The 17470-nt window shown below is 68.5% G+C and carries 18 protein-coding genes; 9 read left to right on the top strand and 9 right to left on the bottom strand.

Annotation, left to right across the window (positions count from 1 at the left end; genetic code table 11):
* Entirely contained in the window at nucleotides 1-1668 is a 1668-nt protein-coding gene (locus OG718_RS22155; protein WP_143636679.1) for a fumarate hydratase, read from the bottom strand.
* Nucleotides 1669-1824: 156 nt separating this feature from the next.
* On the opposite strand from OG718_RS22155, the gene OG718_RS22150 reads away from it, so the two are divergent.
* Together OG718_RS22150 and OG718_RS22145 are read left to right on the top strand one after the other, a co-directional pair.
* Nucleotides 1825-2526 carry a DUF1707 SHOCT-like domain-containing protein gene (locus OG718_RS22150; protein ID WP_143636677.1) on the top strand — a complete coding sequence of 234 codons (702 nt, stop codon included), beginning with the start codon at nucleotides 1825-1827 and terminating at the stop codon, nucleotides 2524-2526.
* Nucleotides 2527-2689: 163 nt separating this feature from the next.
* The gene (locus OG718_RS22145) at nucleotides 2690-3067 is read left to right on the top strand and encodes a WhiB family transcriptional regulator (RefSeq protein WP_055615018.1); all 378 of its coding nucleotides are present in this window, start codon (nucleotides 2690-2692) and stop codon (nucleotides 3065-3067) included.
* 203 nt (nucleotides 3068-3270) lie between these two features.
* Here the strand turns inward: OG718_RS22145 and glpX are convergent, their stop codons facing one another.
* Nucleotides 3271-4302: a class II fructose-bisphosphatase gene (glpX, locus tag OG718_RS22140; protein WP_055615017.1), complete on the bottom strand. Its 1032-nt coding sequence runs from the start codon at nucleotides 4300-4302 to the stop codon at nucleotides 3271-3273.
* 125 nt (nucleotides 4303-4427) lie between these two features.
* Here glpX and OG718_RS22135 point away from each other — a divergent pair, with 125 nt between their 5' ends.
* Nucleotides 4428-4946 (top strand): DUF4245 domain-containing protein, encoded by a 519-nt coding sequence (locus OG718_RS22135; protein WP_143636675.1) that lies wholly within the window; start codon nucleotides 4428-4430, stop codon nucleotides 4944-4946.
* A gap of 67 nt (nucleotides 4947-5013) precedes the next feature.
* On the opposite strand, the gene OG718_RS22130 is transcribed toward OG718_RS22135, so the two are convergent.
* The 4 genes from OG718_RS22130 to OG718_RS22115 form a co-directional block, all read right to left on the bottom strand.
* A complete protein-coding gene (locus OG718_RS22130) occupies nucleotides 5014-5604 on the bottom strand; it encodes a malonic semialdehyde reductase (RefSeq protein ID WP_143636673.1) in 591 nt (196 codons plus the stop codon).
* Nucleotides 5605-5844: 240 nt separating this feature from the next.
* Nucleotides 5845-6120 carry an exodeoxyribonuclease VII small subunit gene (locus tag OG718_RS22125; RefSeq protein WP_328844991.1) on the bottom strand — a complete coding sequence of 92 codons (276 nt, stop codon included), beginning with the start codon at nucleotides 6118-6120 and terminating at the stop codon, nucleotides 5845-5847.
* A 9-nt stretch (nucleotides 6121-6129) separates the two neighbouring features.
* Nucleotides 6130-7350 (bottom strand): exodeoxyribonuclease VII large subunit, encoded by a 1221-nt coding sequence (gene xseA, locus OG718_RS22120; protein ID WP_328844990.1) that lies wholly within the window; start codon nucleotides 7348-7350, stop codon nucleotides 6130-6132.
* A gap of 207 nt (nucleotides 7351-7557) precedes the next feature.
* Nucleotides 7558-8928, bottom strand: a complete 1371-nt coding sequence (locus OG718_RS22115; protein WP_143636667.1) for an APC family permease — start codon at nucleotides 8926-8928, stop codon at nucleotides 7558-7560.
* A gap of 105 nt (nucleotides 8929-9033) precedes the next feature.
* On the opposite strand from OG718_RS22115, the gene OG718_RS22110 reads away from it, so the two are divergent.
* Nucleotides 9034-10050 carry a 4-hydroxy-3-methylbut-2-enyl diphosphate reductase gene (locus OG718_RS22110; RefSeq protein ID WP_143636665.1) on the top strand — a complete coding sequence of 339 codons (1017 nt, stop codon included), beginning with the start codon at nucleotides 9034-9036 and terminating at the stop codon, nucleotides 10048-10050.
* Nucleotides 10051-10079: 29 nt separating this feature from the next.
* Nucleotides 10080-10826: a polyphosphate--glucose phosphotransferase gene (gene ppgK, locus OG718_RS22105; RefSeq protein ID WP_143636663.1), complete on the top strand. Its 747-nt coding sequence runs from the start codon at nucleotides 10080-10082 to the stop codon at nucleotides 10824-10826.
* A 64-nt stretch (nucleotides 10827-10890) separates the two neighbouring features.
* Here ppgK and OG718_RS22100 read toward each other — a convergent pair whose 3' ends face one another.
* Nucleotides 10891-11451 carry a DUF6542 domain-containing protein gene (locus OG718_RS22100; RefSeq protein ID WP_143636661.1) on the bottom strand — a complete coding sequence of 187 codons (561 nt, stop codon included), beginning with the start codon at nucleotides 11449-11451 and terminating at the stop codon, nucleotides 10891-10893.
* A gap of 162 nt (nucleotides 11452-11613) precedes the next feature.
* Here OG718_RS22100 and ychF point away from each other — a divergent pair, with 162 nt between their 5' ends.
* Nucleotides 11614-12702 (top strand): redox-regulated ATPase YchF, encoded by a 1089-nt coding sequence (gene ychF, locus OG718_RS22095; protein WP_143636659.1) that lies wholly within the window; start codon nucleotides 11614-11616, stop codon nucleotides 12700-12702.
* A 330-nt stretch (nucleotides 12703-13032) separates the two neighbouring features.
* A complete protein-coding gene (locus OG718_RS22090) occupies nucleotides 13033-13923 on the top strand; it encodes a DUF5655 domain-containing protein (RefSeq protein WP_328844989.1) in 891 nt (296 codons plus the stop codon).
* Between the two features lie 464 nt (nucleotides 13924-14387).
* On the opposite strand, the gene OG718_RS22085 is transcribed toward OG718_RS22090, so the two are convergent.
* Complete coding sequence (locus OG718_RS22085) at nucleotides 14388-14855, bottom strand: NUDIX hydrolase (protein WP_328844988.1); 468 nt, start codon at nucleotides 14853-14855, stop codon at nucleotides 14388-14390.
* Nucleotides 14856-15248: 393 nt separating this feature from the next.
* On the opposite strand from OG718_RS22085, the gene OG718_RS22080 reads away from it, so the two are divergent.
* Nucleotides 15249-15704 carry an NUDIX domain-containing protein gene (locus OG718_RS22080; RefSeq protein WP_328844987.1) on the top strand — a complete coding sequence of 152 codons (456 nt, stop codon included), beginning with the start codon at nucleotides 15249-15251 and terminating at the stop codon, nucleotides 15702-15704.
* A 3-nt stretch (nucleotides 15705-15707) separates the two neighbouring features.
* Here OG718_RS22080 and OG718_RS22075 read toward each other — a convergent pair whose 3' ends face one another.
* A complete protein-coding gene (locus OG718_RS22075; protein ID WP_328844986.1) occupies nucleotides 15708-16592 on the bottom strand; it encodes a hypothetical protein in 885 nt (294 codons plus the stop codon).
* Between the two features lie 209 nt (nucleotides 16593-16801).
* Between OG718_RS22075 and OG718_RS22070 the strand changes: the two genes are divergently transcribed.
* The gene (locus tag OG718_RS22070; protein WP_328844985.1) at nucleotides 16802-17272 is read left to right on the top strand and encodes an NUDIX hydrolase; all 471 of its coding nucleotides are present in this window, start codon (nucleotides 16802-16804) and stop codon (nucleotides 17270-17272) included.
* Nucleotides 17273-17470: the final 198 nt, after the last annotated feature.

Here is a 17470-nt window from a genome sequence, read left to right as displayed (position 1 = left end):
CTAACCCAGTCCCGGCCCCCGCACGGGAATCGACGTGAACGTCGGCTCCGGCGCCGGGTCCTTGAAGAAGTCGTTGCCCTTGTCGTCGACCACGATGAACGCCGGGAAGTCCTCCACCTCGATCTTCCACACGGCCTCCATCCCGAGCTCCTCGTACTCGACGACCTCGACCTTCTTGATGCAGTCCTGCGCGAGCCGCGCCGCGGGCCCACCGATGGACCCGAGATAGAACCCCCCGTGGGCATCACACGCGTCGGTGACCTGCTGCGACCGATTCCCTTTCGCCAGCATCACCTTGGACCCGCCGGCCGCCTGGAACTGCGCCACGTACGAGTCCATCCGCCCGGCCGTGGTGGGCCCGAACGACCCGGACGCGTACCCCTCGGGGGTCTTGGCCGGCCCCGCGTAGTACACGGGGTGGTCCTTCAGGTACTGCGGCATCTCCTCGCCCGCGTCCAGCCGCTCCTTGATCTTGGCGTGCGCGATGTCGCGCGCCACGACGAGCGGCCCGGAGAGGGACAGCCGGGTCTTCACCGGGAACTTGGTGAGCTCGGCGAGGACGTCGTCCATCGGCTGGTTCAGGTCGATCTTCACCACGTCGGACGACTCGTCGAGGTGCTCCTCGGTCGTCTCCGGCAGGAACCGCGCGGGATCGGTCTCCAGCTGCTCCAGGAACACACCCTCCGCGGTGATCTTCGCGACGGCCTGCCGGTCGGCGGAGCAGGAGACGGCGATGGCGACCGGGCAGGACGCCCCGTGCCGCGGCAGCCGCACCACGCGCACGTCGTGGCAGAAGTACTTGCCGCCGAACTGCGCGCCGATCCCGATCCGCTGCGTCAGCTCGAAGACCTTCTCCTCCAGCTCCTTGTCCCGGAAGCCGTGCCCGAGCTCGGAGCCCTCGGCCGGGATCTCGTCCAGGTAGTGCGCGGAGGCGTACTTCGCGGTCTTGAGGGCGTACTCCGCGCTCGTACCGCCGACGACGATCGCCAGGTGGTACGGCGGGCAGGCCGCGGTTCCCAGGGAGCGGATCTTCTCCTCCAGGAACTTCATCATGGAGGACTCGTTCAGGACGGCCTTCGTCTCCTGGTACAGGAACGACTTGTTGGCCGAGCCGCCGCCCTTGGCCATGAAGAGGAACTTGTAGGCGCCGCCGTCGGCCGCGTACAGCTCGATCTGGGCGGGCAGATTCGAGCCGGTGTTCTTCTCGTCCCACATGGTGAGCGGGGCCATCTGCGAGTACCGCAGGTTGAGGTTCAGGTAGGCGTCGTAGATGCCGCGGCTCAGCGCGGCCTCGTCGCCGCCCTCGGTGAGCACGTTCTGCCCGCGTTTGCCCATGACGATCGCCGTGCCGGTGTCCTGGCACATGGGGAGGACACCCGCGGCCGCGATGTTCGCGTTCTTCAGGAGGTCCAGCGCGACGAACTTGTCGTTGCCCGACGCCTCGGGGTCGTCGATGATGCGCCGCAGCTGGGCGAGGTGCGCCGGCCGGAGGTAGTGCTGGATGTCGTGGATGGCCTCGGCGGCGAGCTTGCGCAGAGCCTCCGGCTCCACCTTGAGGAACGTGCGCCCGTCGGCCTCGAAGGTGGAGACACCCTCGGAGGTCACCAGCCGATACGGGGTGGTGTCCTCTCCCTGGGGGAGCAGATCGGTGTACGCGAACTCAGGCATCTCGCCAAATCCTTCATCGACAGACAGCGGCCGGCCTCCGTTGGCGGGCGCACACCAGCGTAGAACCTGCTACCGACACCAGGCTTGTGAGGTAAGGCTCAGTTCGCCGTCCACACCCCCTAGTCGCGATCTATCGCGTTTGGGTACGCTGCTGCCGTGGACCTAGAGAAGCGCACCGCACCCGCACCCGACCTTCGGAAGCAGACCGACCTCCGGGCGTCCGACGCCGACCGCGACCGGACGGCGGACATCCTGCGCGAGGCCCTCGCCGAGGGCCGCCTCACCGCGGAGGAGCACTCCGAGCGGGTCGAGGACGTCTTCCGCGCGAAGACCGTCGGCGAACTGGAACCACTCGTGGCGGACCTGCCGGTGGCCCATCGGTCCCACTCGGCGGCGACGTTCGCCCCGGCGCCGAACCGCCCCACCCCGGGCAAGGTCCCCCCGGTCGCCGAGGAGAACGTGGTGGCGGTGTTCAGCGCCGCGGTCCGCAAGGGCCGCTGGCGAATCGGCCGCCGCACGCACGCGTACGCGATCTTCGGCAGCGTGGAGATAGACCTCAGCGAGGCGGTCTTCGAGCACCAGCAGGTCGTGATCAAGGCGATAGCGGTCTTCGGCAACGTCGAGATCCGTGTCCCGGAGAACGTGTCGTTGCGAGGCAACGGCGGCGGGGTCCTCGGCAACTTCGAGGTGGACACGCTGGATTCGGTCGACCACGACGCACCCGTGGTGTACGTGGACGGACTGGCCGTTCTGGGAAATATCGAGGCAAAACCCAAGCGGGGCAAGCTGATCGAGGACATCCTCGACCGCGTCGGGGACCGGCTCAACGCCAAGTTGCGCAAACACCTCGGGCATTGACGGTCGCGAATTTCGCGGCGAGCGGAGGGTATTGGTCCAGTAGTGACGGTCCAGTGCCGGTCGGGATCTCCCGCGCTTCGGAACTGAGTGCATAGGCGCGCGTACAGCGGGTAGGCCTTGCTGCATCGTCTCTCGCTCGCGAAGCCGTCGTCAGGAGTAGACCGTGCTGCATCCGCCGCATCAGTCCCTGCAGGTCGCCGCCGTTCCGCCCCAGCCGGCACCGGTGCGCGACAGGGACCAGGACGCCCCTTGGCACACGGAGGCCGTGTGCCGCCGCGACGAGGCCGGGCTGTTCTTCGCGCCCTCGAAAGAACCCACCGCGGCCCGGCTGTCCCGGGAGGAGGCGGCAAAGCGGGTCTGCGCACGCTGTCCGGTAATGGTCGAATGCCGCGAGCACGCACTGCTGCAACCCGAGCCGTACGGGGTATGGGGCGGCCTCACCGCCGCCGAGCGCCGCGTCGTCCTGGCCCGGCGCCGCCGCCGCGACCTCGAACTGCAGAAGGCGGCCCGCGCCACAGGACCGATAGCCGCGGCCGGCTGACTCTCACGCCGATGGGGCGCCCCTCCGCACAAGGGGCGCCCCATCGTCGTACAAGAATCAGCCGTTGCCCGTACAGCGCCGGCCGGGTGCGCCCCTTCAGGGGCGCGGGGCTGTGACACTTTGCGGCTCCGCCGCGGGCCGCGACCAGCTCGGACGAGCCCGCAGCTACCGACGGCCCGCAGTGAACGGCGCGGCCGGCGAACCTACTTGGCGCGATCGAAGTCGATCGCGCTGTAGGCCCGCAGCTTCGCCAGCCGGTGCTCCGAGTTGATCTGCCGCACCGTCCCCGACTTGGACCGCATCACGATCGAGTCGGTCGTCGCGGTCTCGGGGCGATAGCGAACCCCCCGCAGCAGCTCACCGTCGGTGATCCCGGTCGCGACGAAGAAGACGTTCTCGCCGGAGACCAGGTCGTCGGTGAACAGGACCCGGTCGAGGTCGTGGCCCGCGTCGACGGCCCGGGCGCGCTCCTCGTCGTCCTTGGGCCACAACTTGCCCTGGATCGTGCCGCCGAGGCACTTCACCGCACAGGCGGAGATGATGCCCTCGGGCGTACCGCCGATGCCGAGCAGCAGGTCGATGCCGGTGCCCTCGCGCAGCGCCAGGATCGAGCCCGCGACATCGCCGTCGGAGATGAGCTTGATACGGGCGCCGGTCTCCCGGATCTCCTTGATGATGCCGTCGTGGCGCGGCCGGTCGAGGATGACGACCGTGACGTCCTCGGGCGTGACGCGCTTGGCCTTGGCGACCCGTCGGATGTTCACGGACACGGGCGCGTTGATGTCGACGAAGTCGGCGGCCTCGGGGCCGGTGACCAGCTTGTCCATGTAGAAGACCGCGGACGGGTCGAACATGGTGCCGCGGTCGGCGGCGGCCAGCACCGCGATCGCGTTCGTCATGCCCTTCGCGGTGAGCGTGGTGCCGTCGATCGGGTCGACGGCGATGTCGCACTCGGGGCCCGTCCCGTCTCCGACGCGCTCCCCGTTGAAGAGCATCGGGGCCTCGTCCTTCTCGCCCTCGCCGATGACGACGACGCCGTTCATCGAGACGGTGGAGACGAGGGTGCGCATGGCCCGTACGGCCGCGCCGTCGGCGCCGTTCTTGTCGCCGCGGCCGACCCAGCGGCCCGCGGCCATGGCGGCGGCTTCGGTGACCCGGACGAGCTCAAGGGCGAGGTTGCGGTCGGGGGCCTCGGACGGGACCTCGAGTTCGGACGGCAAGTGATGCTCGGTCATCGGAGCGCACCTTTCTGATACGACGACGGCCGGATGAGGGTTCGGGCCGACTCTATCCTCAGTCCGACAAAATGAGCAGGGGGGCCCACGGATGAGCAGACCAGTACACCTGCGACGATGGGGGCGTGGCAGGTATGAAAGGCAAGCAGTCGGTCCGGGACATGGTGTTGTCCCTGGGCCTGATCGGCATAGTCGCGGGCTTCATCTACGTCTTCATTCCCAATGACGACTCGGAGCCCCCTCTCAAGCGGGTCGACTACCGCGTGGAGCTCCTCACGGCACGCCGCGCGGCCGCCTATCCGGTGGCGGCGCCCGAGGGGCTGTCCAAGGAGTGGAAGGCGACGTCGGTGCGGTTCCAGGGCGCCGACTTCGACGCGTGGCACCTGGGCTTCCACGACCCCGACGGTGAGTACGTGGCGATCGAGCAGTCGACTCAGAAGCCCGCCGCGTTCATCGACGACGCGAGCCAGGGTGCCGAGGAGACGAACACGACGCAGCGCATCGGCGAGCGCTCCTGGGAGCGGTACGAGGGTGCGAAGTACGACGCTCTCGTCCTCCAGGAGAAGGGCTCCACGACGGTCGTGACCGGTACGGCGTCCTTCGCGCAACTGACGAAGATGGCCAAGGCCCTGAAGACGGAGTAAGGCACGCACGCATGACGGCGGCCCCCGGTACGAATGCCGGGGGCCGTCGTCATGCGTACGGCGAGGGTCAGACGGTCGTGATGACCTGGTCGGCCTCGAGGCGCGGGGAACGCGGGAACCAGGCGTCCTCGGCCGGCCTGCCGATGTTGACCACCATCAGCGGGGTGTGGTCGCCGTCGAGGAACTCCTTCTGGACGCCCGCGAAGTCGAAGCCCGTCATCGGACCGGCGGCCAGACCGGCCGCGCGGACGCCGATGATGAAGTACGCGGCCTGCAGCGCGGCGTTGAGGGAGGCAGCACCCTCACGGGCCGGGCGCTCGGCGAAGAAGACGTCCTTGGCCTGCGGGAAGTGCGGGAAGAGGTGCGGGAGTTCCTCGTGGAACTCGTTGTCCGCGGAGAGGATCGCGACGAGCGGGGCGGTGGCCGTCTTCGGCTGGTTGCCCTCGGCCATGTGCTGCACGAGGCGCTCACGGGCCTCGGCGGAGCGGACCAGGGTGATGCGCAGCGGGGACTGGTTGAAGGCGGTCGGGCCGAACTTGACCAGGTCGTAGATCGCCTGCACCTGCTCCTCGGAGACCGGCTCGTCGGTGAAGGCGTTCGCGGTACGGGCTTCGCGGAAGAGCAGGTCCTGAGCGGTGGGGTCAAGGACGAGGGACATGAATCAACCTTTTCGGGGAGTGCGTCGAACCCTGTGGGGATCGCCTTGCACTTCCGAAGGTACGTCGATGAAGTTTAGTATTCAACCAAAACTGGAGCATGGTGATCCGGTTCACAGGCCGCGAGGGTCGGCGAAGCCGCTGTGAACGTGAGGGCGGAGGGTGTTTCGGGAGGGGTTTCCCCTGCCTGACGGCCCTGCCTGACGGCCGCGGCTGGCGCCCGTCAGGTACAGGACCCCGAGCTACTCGGAGCCGGAGCCGGAGCCGGAGCCGGAGCCGGAGTTGGGGCTGCCGGCTTCCTCCTCGGCTTCCTCCTCCGCCCCCGCCAGAGCGGCGTCGAGGCGGGCGCGGGCGCCGTCCAGCCACCGCCGGCACACCTTCGCCAACTCCTCGCCCCGCTCCCACAGGGCGAGCGACTCCTCAAGTGTCGTACCGCCCGCCTCCAGGCGTCGTACGACCTCGATGAGCTCGTCCCGTGCCTGCTCGTACCCGAGCGCCTCGTCCGTCCTGCTGGTCATGCGCCCACCCTAGGGTCCGTCTCGGACATCGACTCGTACCGTGAACTCGCCCTCGGCGACCCGCGCCCGCAGGGGTTCGTCCGCCGTCACCTCGTCCGGGGACCGGACCGCGTGGCCGTCGGACTTCTGCAGCACCGCGTAACCCCGCTTGAGGGTCGCGGCCGGGGAGAGGGCCACCACGCGAGCGTGCGTGTGCGTCAGCTCGGAGTCGGCACGGTCGAGGAGGTGCCCGAGCGTGCGGCGGCCGCGGTCGAGCAGCGAGGCGACATGGTCCGCGCGCTCGTCGACCATCCGGTGCGGATCCTCTATCGAGGGGCGGGCCAGCGCGTGAGCGAGGCCTCTCTCCTCCCGGTCGATGAAGGACTGGACGCTGCGGCGGGCGCGGTCCCGCAGGAACTGCACACGCTCGTACTCCTCGCCGACGTCCGGGACGACCTTCTTCGCCGCGTCGGTGGGGGTGGAGGCACGCAGATCGGCCACGTGGTCGAGCAGCGGGTTGTCGGGTTCGTGCCCGATGGCCGAGACGACCGGTGTACGGCAGGACGCGACCGCCCGTACGAGCTGCTCGTCCGAGAACGGGAGCAGGTCCTCCACGCTGCCGCCGCCGCGCGCCACGATGATCACGTCGACGTCGTCGAGCCCGTCCAGTTCCTTCACGGCCTGGACGACCTGGGGGACCGCGTGGACGCCCTGCACGGCGACGTTGCGCACCTCGAAGCGGACGGCGGGCCAGCGGTGGCGCGCGTTCTCCAGTACATCCCGCTCGGCGGCGGAGGCGCGGCCGCAGACGAGCCCGATGAGCTGGGGCAGGAAGGGCAGTGGCTTCTTGCGCTCGGCGGCGAACAGTCCTTCGGCGGCGAGGGACTTCTTCAACTGCTCAAGCCGGGCGAGCAGTTCACCCACACCCACGGGCTTTATCTCGGCGGCCCGCAACGACAGCTGCCCACGCGGCGCGTACCACTCGGGCTTCGCGAGTACGACGACACGGGCGCCCTCGCTCACCACGTCGGCGACCGCGTCGAACACCTGGCGGTAGCAGGTGACGCTCACCGAGATGTCGTACGACGGGTCGCGCAGCGTCAGGAACACGACACCCGCGCCCGGCCGCCGCGACAACTGGGTGATCTGGCCCTCCACCCACACCGCCCCGAGCCGGTCGATCCACCCCCCGATGAGCCGCGACACCTCGCCGACGGGGATGGGTGCGTCCGAGGACGTGTTGAGAGCCATGCGGCGAGCGTAGCCGCAGACTGTGACAGAGCGGTCGTGCGTTGGGGCGGGTTGGGCGGGCGCGGGTCGGACGGGGCTGACCGCGCAGTTCCCCGCGCCCCTAGGTCTTTAGGGGCGCGGGGAACTGCGCAGTCTTTTGGGGGTTCGGGGGCGAAGCCCCTGAAAAGGGACGGGAATGGGTAGGGGCGGAGGGGCGAAAACCCCAGGTCAGCCCCCCGCAGGCACCCGCCCCCGCTGCCCCACCAACACTGCCAGCCCGACAACCAGCCACACCGCCCCCACCACCTGCGCAGTCCCCGACGCCTCGACGATCACGGCAACAGTGATCGCCGCCCCCACAACCGGCATCAGCACATGCCGCCACCACACCACCGCCCCACCCCGCCGCCGCACGGCGAACCAGCCCACGACACTCGCGTGCAGCAGCGTGAACGCGGTCAGCGCACCGATGTCGACCACCGACACCAGATGGTCCATCCCGTCGTCACGCCGAGCGGCCCACACCGCGGCCACCATCGTGATGACGGCCGCGCAGAGCAGAGCCACCCGCGGCACCCCGGAGTCCGTCCGGGACAGAACCCGCGGCAGCCGCCGGTCCCGGGACATCGCGAACAGCAGCCGACCGGCCGCCGCCTGCCCGGCCAGCGCCGCGAACGCCGCCCCGATCGCCTTGCTCACCGCCACCAGATCGTGCAGCCACGTCCCGACGGAGGCGTCCACGGCGTCGTAGAAGGCAGACCCCTGCTTGCCCGGGTCGGCGGCGAGCTGCGCGGACGACAGCGGTTCGAGCAGGGCGATGAGATACGTCTGCGCGATGAACAACACACCGGCGAGTGCGAGACAGAACAGCACCGCCCTGGCCACCTTCTCCGAACTCCCCGTCACCTCCTCGGCGAAGGAGGCGATCGCGTCGAAGCCGAGATAGGAGAGCACGGCGATCGACACGGCCCCGACGACCGCGGACAGCGCGAACGCCCCTTGGGAGCCGTCACCCGACAGCGGCGACAGCCACCCCCGCTCGGCCCCGTCGCGCGCGAGGACGACGACCGCCGACACGACGAAGACGAGGAGGACCACGATCTCCATCGCGAGCACCAGGAAACCGACGCGCGCGGCGGCCCGTACGCCCCACAGGTTGAGCAGTGTCGTGACGACGACGGCGAGTGCGGTCCACACCCACCGCGAGACCTCCGGGACCAGGGAGTTCATCGCGATCCCGGAGAAGAGGTACGCCACCGCGGGGATGAGGAGGTAGTCCAGCATCGCCATCCAGCCGGCGACGAACCCCGCCTCCTTTCCGAGCGCCGCGCGCGCGTAGGCGAACACCGAACCCGCCTGGGGGACCACACGCACCATCTGGGCGTAGCTGAAAGCGGTGAACGCCATCGCGACCGTGGCGACGACGTAGACGAGTGCGACCGCCCCGTGCGACTTGGCGTCGAGGGTTCCGAAAATGCCGACCGGCGCCATGGGGGCGATGAACAGCAGCCCGTAGACGACCAGATCGCGGAAGCCGAGACTCCGCCGCAGACCCTGTTCGTCGTCGGCCGCGCGGGCCGAGGTCTCCGTGCCGGACATCCGTACCTCCCGAGAGTCACGCCTGGCCCCACCCCTCCCAGCTCCCCAGCTCCCGACCAGTCTCCCCAAGGCGGCGATCTTTGACGCGCCGGGCGCGGCCTTACGATGGGATGCATGACTGCTTCGACTGGCCGCCGTGTCCTCCTCGCCGCCCCCCGTGGCTACTGCGCGGGAGTCGACCGTGCCGTGATCGCCGTCGAGAAGGCCCTGGAGCAGTACGGGGCCCCGATCTATGTCCGCCACGAAATCGTCCACAACAAGTACGTCGTGCAGACCCTGGAGAAGAAGGGCGCGATCTTCGTCGAGCGGACGGCGGAGGTCCCCGAGGGGTCCATCGTCATGTTCTCGGCGCACGGCGTCGCCCCGGTCGTCCACGACGAGGCCGCGGCCGGAAAGCTCGCGACCATCGACGCGACCTGCCCGCTGGTCACCAAGGTCCACAAGGAGGCCGTCCGCTTCGCCAAGGAGGACTACGACATCCTCCTGATCGGGCACGAGGGCCACGAGGAGGTCATCGGCACGTCCGGCGAGGCGCCCGAGCACATCACGCTCGTCGACGGCCCCGAGGACGTCGCCAAGGTCGAGGTGCGCGACCCCTCCAAGGTGGTCTGGCTCTCCCAGACCACGCTGTCGGTCGACGAGACCATGGAGACGGTCGACGCCCTCAAGGACAAGTTCCCGCAGCTCATCTCCCCGCCCAGCGACGACATCTGCTACGCCACGCAGAACCGCCAGATCGCGGTGAAGAAGCTCGCCGAGGACGCTCAGCTGGTGATCGTGGTGGGTTCGAAGAACTCCTCGAACTCGATCCGGATGGTCGAGGTGGCCCTGGACGCGGGCGCCTCCGCCGCACACCTGGTGGACTTCGCCGCCGAGATCGACGAGGCCTGGCTGGAGGGCGTCACCACGGTCGGCCTGACCTCCGGCGCCTCGGTCCCGGACGTACTGGTGGACGGCGTGCTGGAGTGGCTGGCCGAGCGCGGCTACGGGGACGTGGAGACGGTCAAGACGGCCGACGAGTCCATCACGTTCTCCCTCCCCAAGGAACTGCGCCGTGACCTGCGCGCGGAGGCGGCCGCCCTGGTGGCGGAGCGCACCGCCGGCACCCCCTCGGCGGAGTGACTGTCCGTCGTACGACGTAACGTAGAGCCATGCAGATCTTCGGTGTGGACATCGGCGGCTCAGGGATCAAGGGCGCTCCCGTGGACCTGGACGTGGGCGACCTGGCGGAGGAGCGCTACAAGGTGCTCACGCCGCACCCCGCGACCCCCGACGCGGTGGCGGACGGCGTGAAGGAGGTCGTCGGCCACTTCGGCTGGACGGGCCCGGTCGGGATCACCTTCCCCGGCGTGGTCACCGGCGGCGCCACCATCCGCACGGCTGCCAACGTGGACAAGGACTGGATCGACACGGACGCCCGAGCCCTCCTCGGCGACCGCCTGGGCGGAATGCCGGTGACGGTGCTGAACGACGCGGACGCGGCGGGCGTCGCCGAGATGCAGTTCGGCGCGGGCCAGGGCCGCCAGGGCACGGTCATCCTGCTCACGTTCGGTACGGGTATCGGCAGCGCCGTCTTCGTGGACGGCGTCCTGGTGCCGAACACGGAGCTGGGCCACCTGGAGCTGAACGGCCACGACGCGGAGAAGCACGCCTCCACGAAGGCCAAGGAGGACCACGACCTCTCCTGGGAGCACTGGGCCCACCGCGTCCAGAAATACCTCGCCCATGTGGAGATGCTCTTCTCGCCCGAGCTCTTCATCATCGGCGGCGGCGTCAGCCGCAAGTCCCACAAGTTCCTGCCCCTGATCGAGGGCATCAAGGCGGAGATCGTCCCGGCCCAGCTGCAGAACAACGCGGGGATCGTGGGCGCGGCGATGCGGGCGGCGAAGGCGGGTTAGCCGGCCGACGACCTGCCCGGCCGGAGCCCGTTGCGACGGGCGCGTGGCCGGGCGGGCCCGAGTCTCAGGCGGCTGCCCGGCGCCGCTGCGCGGCACGGCGGCTCATCATCCGTACCTTGCGCACGGTGACGATGAGGCCGGCGACCAGCGTGCCCCCGTACAGCCATCCCGCGTGCAGTGCGAGAGCGGTGACCAGCCCCATCAGCCGTCCGAAGAATCCCCCACTGCTGTCGGCGATCGGCAGCAGTCCGACGGCGAAGGCGATCGGCACGGCGACGACCGCCGTGACGAGGTCGGCCCGCCGCACCCACACCGCCGTCAACGCGCACACCGGCAGGAACAGCACCCCGTAGACGACGAGCGAAGACCCGAACAGCAGCGCGTCGAGACAGGCCAGCGCGAACATCGACGCGGCACAGAACAGCCCGCTGCCCAGCCCGGTGAGCCGGGGGTTGGGGAACCGGCGTACGGCCTGCACCAGCGGTGACGCGGCCGTCGCGGTCCTCGGGACACCGGCCCCGTCCTGCCGGGGTGTACGGGTCCCGCCCCGTCCGGCCTGCGGGGGAAGGGGCGCGCCGCGACGCAGCGGCGGTGACTGAGGGGGACGAGTTCTGTGTTGCTCCACAGGTCCAACTTAGGTCGGGTTATGTGTGGAATGGGCCCTGGGACACGCGCTTTGGCCGACCTTGAGCAAGCGTTCGATACGTCGCCGGTGCGGGGCGCGGAACGCCGTAGACTGGTGGATCGTCTGGATCGTCCTCCACCCTTACGTACGGGAAGTCGCAACGTGTCGCTCACGATCGGAATCGTCGGTCTGCCGAATGTCGGCAAGTCGACCCTGTTCAACGCCCTGACCAAGAACGACGTGCTGGCGGCCAACTACCCGTTCGCCACGATCGAGCCGAACGTCGGCGTGGTCGGCGTCCCCGACACCCGGCTGACCAAGCTGGCCGAGATCTTCGGTTCGCAGAAGATCCTCCCGGCCACGGTCGACTTCGTCGACATCGCGGGCATCGTGCGCGGCGCGAGCGAGGGCGAGGGCCTCGGCAACAAGTTCCTCGCGAACATCCGTGAGTCCGACGCGATCTGCCAGGTCATCCGTGCCTTCAAGGACGAGAACGTCGTGCACGTGGACGGCAAGGTCTCGCCGAAGGACGACATCGAGACGATCAACACCGAGCTGATCCTCGCCGACCTGCAGACCATCGAGAAGGTCCTGCCGCGCCTCCAGAAGGAGTCGCGGATCAAGAAGGACGTCGTGGCGAAGGTGGCGGCGGTCGAGGCGGCCAAGGAGATCCTGGACGGCGGCCAGACCCTCTTCGCCGCGGGCATCAAGCAGGACTCGGACCAGGAGGCCCTCCTCCACGACCTGCACCTGCTCACGGTCAAGCCGTTCCTGTACGTCTTCAACGTCGACGAGGACGAGCTGACCGACGACGCCTTCAAGGCCGAGCAGAGCGCCCTGGTCGCCCCCGCCGAGGCGATCTTCCTCAACGCCAAGCTGGAGGCGGACCTCGCCGAGCTCGACGACGAGGAGGCCCTGGAGCTCCTCCAGTCCGTCGGAGTCGAGGAGCCCGGCCTCGCCACGCTCGCCCACGTCGGCTTCAACACCCTCGGCCTGCAGACGTACCTCACCGCCGGCCCCAAGGAATCCCGGGCCTGGACCATCAAGAAGGGCGCCACCGCCCCCGAGGCCGCCGGAGTCATCCACACCGACTTCCAGAAGGGCTTCATCAAGGCGGAGGTCATCTCCTTCGAGGACCTCGTCGAAACAGGCTCAGTGGCCGAGGCCCGCTCCAAGGGCAAGGCCCGCATGGAGGGCAAGGACTATGTGATGCAGGACGGGGATGTGGTGGAGTTCCGCTTCAATGTGTAGCGGGTGACATACCACCACGTGACTGATCTGGCAAATGTCCAGGTCAGAAGGGGTCCGACTCTTCGGAGTCGGGCCCCTGGTTTTTTCCCGTGCTGGGATGGTGCTGGGAAAGCTGACCCCTCGTCACCTGTCATCACCCCTGCTCATCCCTACCGTGCTGGGATCGTGCTGGGATGCCAGTGAGGCTGCCGTGCTGAGGCGTGGGTCGTAGCACCACTGCTGGTTGGCCGGGGGACTCGTCCTCGCACTTTCTTCACTGTTTTCGAAGCCCTGGAGGAAACAAACCTTCCCCTCCTCGACGTTGTCGATCTCCTAACCGAGGAGGGGAAGGTGTCGGGCCTGAAGCTGTTCCACACGACGAAATGCGGCGTGACCGAGGTCATGCCGCGCCTTGCTGAGGTCGAGGCGGACGTGCAGAGCTTCGTCGAGACGCACATGGAGACGATGCTGGGCGTCACGTTTCTCGCGAGCGAGTACGTCATCGATTGCGTCGACGGAGGACGGATCGACTCGCTGGGGATCGACGAGAACGGGGCACCAGTGATCGTCGAGTACAAGCGCGGCACGGACGCCGGCGTGATCAATCAGGGCCTGTACTACATGGCCTGGCTCACCGCGCACAGGAGCGCCTTCGACAGCCTGGTCCGCGACCGGCTCGGGGTACCAGCCGCGGCCCAGGTCCTGTGGAGCGCACCTAGGCTGATCTGCATTGCCGGGGACTTCACCCGCTATGACGCCCACGCCGTACGCGAGCACCGGCGCAGCATCGACCTGGTCCGCTACCGGTACTTCGGCAACGACCTCATCGGGCTTGAGACCGTGGCTTCGGTTACCGGGCAGCCGGGTGCGAGCCGACGGACTCGTCGGCGCACCGGCGTGCTCCCGGCAACCCCGAAGAGCACAGGGGCCATGACAGAGCTGGCCGAGGCTGTCGACGAGGTTCTCCTCGGCCTTGGGGACGGCATCACCCGTGTCCAGCGCAAGCAGTACGCGGCCTATCAGCGGCTGCGGAACTTCGCCTGCGTCATACCGCCCCAGCAGGCCAAGGTGCTGGTCTACCTGAAGGCGGACCCCAAAGGGGTGGATCTCGTGCCCGGGTTCACACGGGACGTGAAGGGGCTCGGCCACCACGGCACGGGCGACCTGGAGGTGCAGCTGCGCACCGAGCGTGACCTGGAGCGCGCCCTGGACCTGTTCAGGCTCAGCTACGCCGCGGCGTAGCGGCTTCATGGCGGGAAAGACGGCAGAGCCAGCTATTCGGTTGTGAATGGTCGTTGTCTGCTGTCCTTTCGCAGTGACGGCTATGGACGTGGCGGTGGACTACTAATGGTGCGGCGGAGTCCCGGTTTCGGTAACCGGGACTCCGCCGCTATATTGCTCGCCCGGCACGGTAGTCCGGCGTGATGGGGGTGCGGACTCTGGGTTCCAACGAGGCTGGCCGGATGAGCTGGATCTGCGTGCGGTGCGCCTTAGGGATCCTTCTCCTCAATGCCGTTGGAGAACGGCGGAGAACCCTTCACCGTCCCCATGGTCTGGACGCTTCCCGCTTCGACCAAATACTTCGCTCACTGATCACGTCATGGCCAGCGGCTTCCGCGGACAGCCCATGCCGGTGGCGACGTTACGACTGGCGGCGTCTTGCCTATTCGCAGGGCCGCTGAGACTGGCAACGGTGTACGCCGACCTCACGCCTTTCGTACCGGCGTATCCAGGATGGAGGCAATCGCCTGGGTGTTGCTGGCGATGAAATCGGCCAACTGCGATGGCATCAGATTCAGTTCGCGGAGGGTGCCGCAAGTGAACGGGACCCGGACGACCTCGTAGTCGCCTCTTTCCGGTTTGCTAAATTCCGTGCCGGTCCGCGCGGTCAGGTCCATCGCCACGAGGCGGGCAGCGAAGATGTGCTGGACGCCGATGCCGCCGTTGAGTTGGTCGGTGATCAGGTAGACGAGTTCAGCGCGGTCCACTGTGCCGCCGAGTTCCTCGAACACCTCGCGGTGAAGGGCCGCTTCGATGGTGTCGTCGTCGGCCTCTACGCCGCCGCCGACCGTCACCCAGTACGGTTCCCGGCCCGGCTTCGTGCGCTTGATCAGGACAAGTTCCTCGCCGTCGAGGAGGATGGCGCGGGCGCTGCGCCTTACGACGTCGGACATGGCGTGGGTTCCTTCTGGTCGCGGTACGGCAAGCACCGGGTCGGAGTGCCGCCTGGCGGCGACCGGATCTCCAGCCCGACGGACTCAGCATGAAGCAGACCCTGGCCAGGTATGGCGTACGCGTGCCGGACCAGTGCCCCAACGGCTGAGGTCTCCCAAGTGCTGGAGACGGCGTGCCAGTTCGTCCAGAGGCTCAGCCAAAGGGCGAGGGCTGGTCATGTCGAGGGGCCCAGCGGGAGTTCGTGCCGCGAAAAGATGAGGCGGACCGCACGCCTTCTGCGGCAGACTGGCCCGCCCTGCCCTGGGGGTATCGCTGCCACGCCGTCGAGATCGTTTGGAGGAAGGCGATTGACTGAGTTCGATCAGCCAGCGGCCCGGTGGAAGAGCGAACCGATGACGACGCGGCTCATCGCCGCTGTACTCGTCTCGGATCCCGACAACGGCAGACTCCTCATCTTGCGTCGGAGCAGTCACCTGGATTTCGCGCCTGGCGAGTGGGATGTTCCCAGCGGCAAGGGCGAGCCCCGGGAGCCGATCACCGCGACGGCGGTACGGGAACTGAAGGAGGAGACTGGCGTCGTGGTTGCCGAGGCGGACCTGCGCCTCGTCCACGTGGTCCATGGCTCCTGGGGAGCGGAGGTCCCGGGGATGTTCATGGCCCTGATCTTCCATACCGACCGGTGGAGCGGAACTCCCCACAATGCGGAACCGCACAAGCACGACACCATCGCCTGGGTGCCTCCGGACGACCTTCCCCAGCCCTTCACGCACACGACCCTGGTCGCCGTGCAGCGGTACCTGGACGGGGGCCCGATCCTTTCGTTCGACGGTTGGCCAGAGGCCGGATGACGGTCAGTGCGGGCGGCTGCCGCGGGGGCGTTGCCCGGCGTCGCCAAGCTCAGCAATGAGCCGCGCAGCTTCCTTCCTGGCCGGCTCCAGCCGGGGATCCTCGGGATGCGCGTGCGGCCCTGCGACCTTCGCGCAGAAGAACAGAGCCATCAGCAGGCCGGACCTGCTCTCCAAGTCCGGCCGACGCTCGCTCCACACACGCTCCGCCAGGGCCGGGACGACGAGAGAATGGCCCCATAGCGTTGCCGCGTCCAGTCCGCGTGGCGCCATGCCCCAGTCCTCCCAGTCGATCATGCAGAACTCCGGGCCGGTCACGTTCGCCCACGTCAGGTCGGCATGGGCCGGCCGCCACTCCTTCAGCGTGGTGTCGGTCACCTCGGGAAAGACCTCCCCGAGAGTTCTTGTCACCAGCTCCTGCGTGATGGTTTCGGTGTCCGGCGTGGCGACACGGGGTGCGGACTGGGTAGCGAGCGCGTCTAGGGAAGCGCTCAGCGCGGACCACCACGCATCCTGGAGACGAGGATCTTCGATCACAAGAGCGGCTTGCCCGACAGGCGCGGCGTTGACCAGTTCCATCTCATCCGCCCGCCACATCACCGGTTCACCCGGCTCGCGCCACGAGAACCCTGCGTACCACGAGGGCATGCCGACCCCGCTCAGGACAGCAGCGGATTCAGGGCCATTCCACCCCTGGGCCCCGATCCGGTCGAACCCCCGCCGCTCGACGCGCACCCAGCTGTCGCGGTCCGTCCGAGCTCCGACCGTACGGCGCTTGCACACGACCGACTCCCGATCGAGACGCACCTGCAGCGACCGCTCCACACGGTCCAGCACTCCATCGAGCGATTCCCTGCGCAGATCAACAGCACGAGTCACAGGCAGCGTCATATACGGGACCGTAGCAACCACACGGGGCCGGCTCCCGAGATATTCGGGCACCTCGCTCTGTCCGGCTGCGCCAGGTGTTGACGTCGTCTGTGCGGCCGGGCTGCACGCACCTGCCCACGCACTCGCGCCCTTCCCGGCAAGAGATCAGAACACCGTGTGAGTGGGGGACCGTCTCGTCGAGGGAGGGTCTCAACGCCACAATGGGCGGCATGATCAGCCCACCCTTGCGGGAAGCCGCTCGCGTCGTCGCCCTCGACGATGCCCAGCGGGTCCTGCTGCTGCACCACCACGACGAGGGTGGAAGCTACTGGGCCACCCCCGGCGGCGCCCTGGAGGCAGGGGAGGACCACGCTGCTGCCGCGCTCCGAGAACTGCGCGAAGAACTCGGCGTCGATGAAAAGAACGTCGCGCTAGGCACGCAGCTGGCCCAGCGCAGCCAGGAGCAAACCGTCGGCGGGCGGGCAGTCCGGCAGGTTGAGCGGTACTTTCTAGCCCACCTTGAGCCCGCGGATGCCGACCCTGCCCGAGCCACTCAGCCCGACAACATCCAGGCCCACCGCTGGTGGACGCTGCAAGAACTGCGGGAGACGCCGGAGACGATCTATCCCGACGGCCTCCTCGGCCTGATTGCCGGGCTACTCGCCAACGGCGTGCCCAGGTGCCCCATCACCTTGCGCTGAAGCGAGCGGCACACCTCTTTGGAGATCCGGGTCGCCTGCGCGGCAGTCGCGCCCTCCTGTCGGCTTCAGGCGTAATCCGGGCAGACCCCTCGGCGTCGTCACGTGGACGACCCGCCACGCCCGCAGTCGTTACGAGAGCAGCGTCACCCGAGGTCAGCTGGGAGGTGCGACTCCGCGTAAGCCGGGTCGCCGGATCGG

This window comes from Streptomyces sp. NBC_00258 (assembly GCF_036182465.1).
Lineage (GTDB): Bacteria > Actinomycetota > Actinomycetes > Streptomycetales > Streptomycetaceae > Streptomyces.
This window is presented reverse-complemented; position numbering and strand designations above follow the sequence as displayed.

Bases quoted from the DNA above. Each gene is read 5' to 3' on its own strand.
- OG718_RS22155 (WP_143636679.1), bottom strand. From the start codon at position 1,668: ATGCCTGAGTTCGCGTACACCGATCTGCTCCCCCAGGGAGAGGACACC.
- glpX (WP_055615017.1), bottom strand. From the start codon at position 4,302: ATGACCGAGCATCACTTGCCGTCCGAACTCGAGGTCCCGTCCGAGGCC.
- OG718_RS22130 (WP_143636673.1), bottom strand. From the start codon at position 5,604: ATGTCCCTCGTCCTTGACCCCACCGCTCAGGACCTGCTCTTCCGCGAA.
- OG718_RS22125 (WP_328844991.1), bottom strand. From the start codon at position 6,120: ATGACCAGCAGGACGGACGAGGCGCTCGGGTACGAGCAGGCACGGGAC.
- xseA (WP_328844990.1), bottom strand. From the start codon at position 7,350: ATGGCTCTCAACACGTCCTCGGACGCACCCATCCCCGTCGGCGAGGTG.
- OG718_RS22115 (WP_143636667.1), bottom strand. From the start codon at position 8,928: ATGTCCGGCACGGAGACCTCGGCCCGCGCGGCCGACGACGAACAGGGT.
- OG718_RS22110 (WP_143636665.1), top strand. From the start codon at position 9,034: ATGGGATGCATGACTGCTTCGACTGGCCGCCGTGTCCTCCTCGCCGCC.
- ppgK (WP_143636663.1), top strand. From the start codon at position 10,080: ATGCAGATCTTCGGTGTGGACATCGGCGGCTCAGGGATCAAGGGCGCT.
- OG718_RS22085 (WP_328844988.1), bottom strand. From the start codon at position 14,855: ATGTCCGACGTCGTAAGGCGCAGCGCCCGCGCCATCCTCCTCGACGGC.
- OG718_RS22080 (WP_328844987.1), top strand. From the start codon at position 15,249: ATGACGACGCGGCTCATCGCCGCTGTACTCGTCTCGGATCCCGACAAC.
- OG718_RS22075 (WP_328844986.1), bottom strand. From the start codon at position 16,592: ATGACGCTGCCTGTGACTCGTGCTGTTGATCTGCGCAGGGAATCGCTC.
- OG718_RS22070 (WP_328844985.1), top strand. From the start codon at position 16,802: ATGATCAGCCCACCCTTGCGGGAAGCCGCTCGCGTCGTCGCCCTCGAC.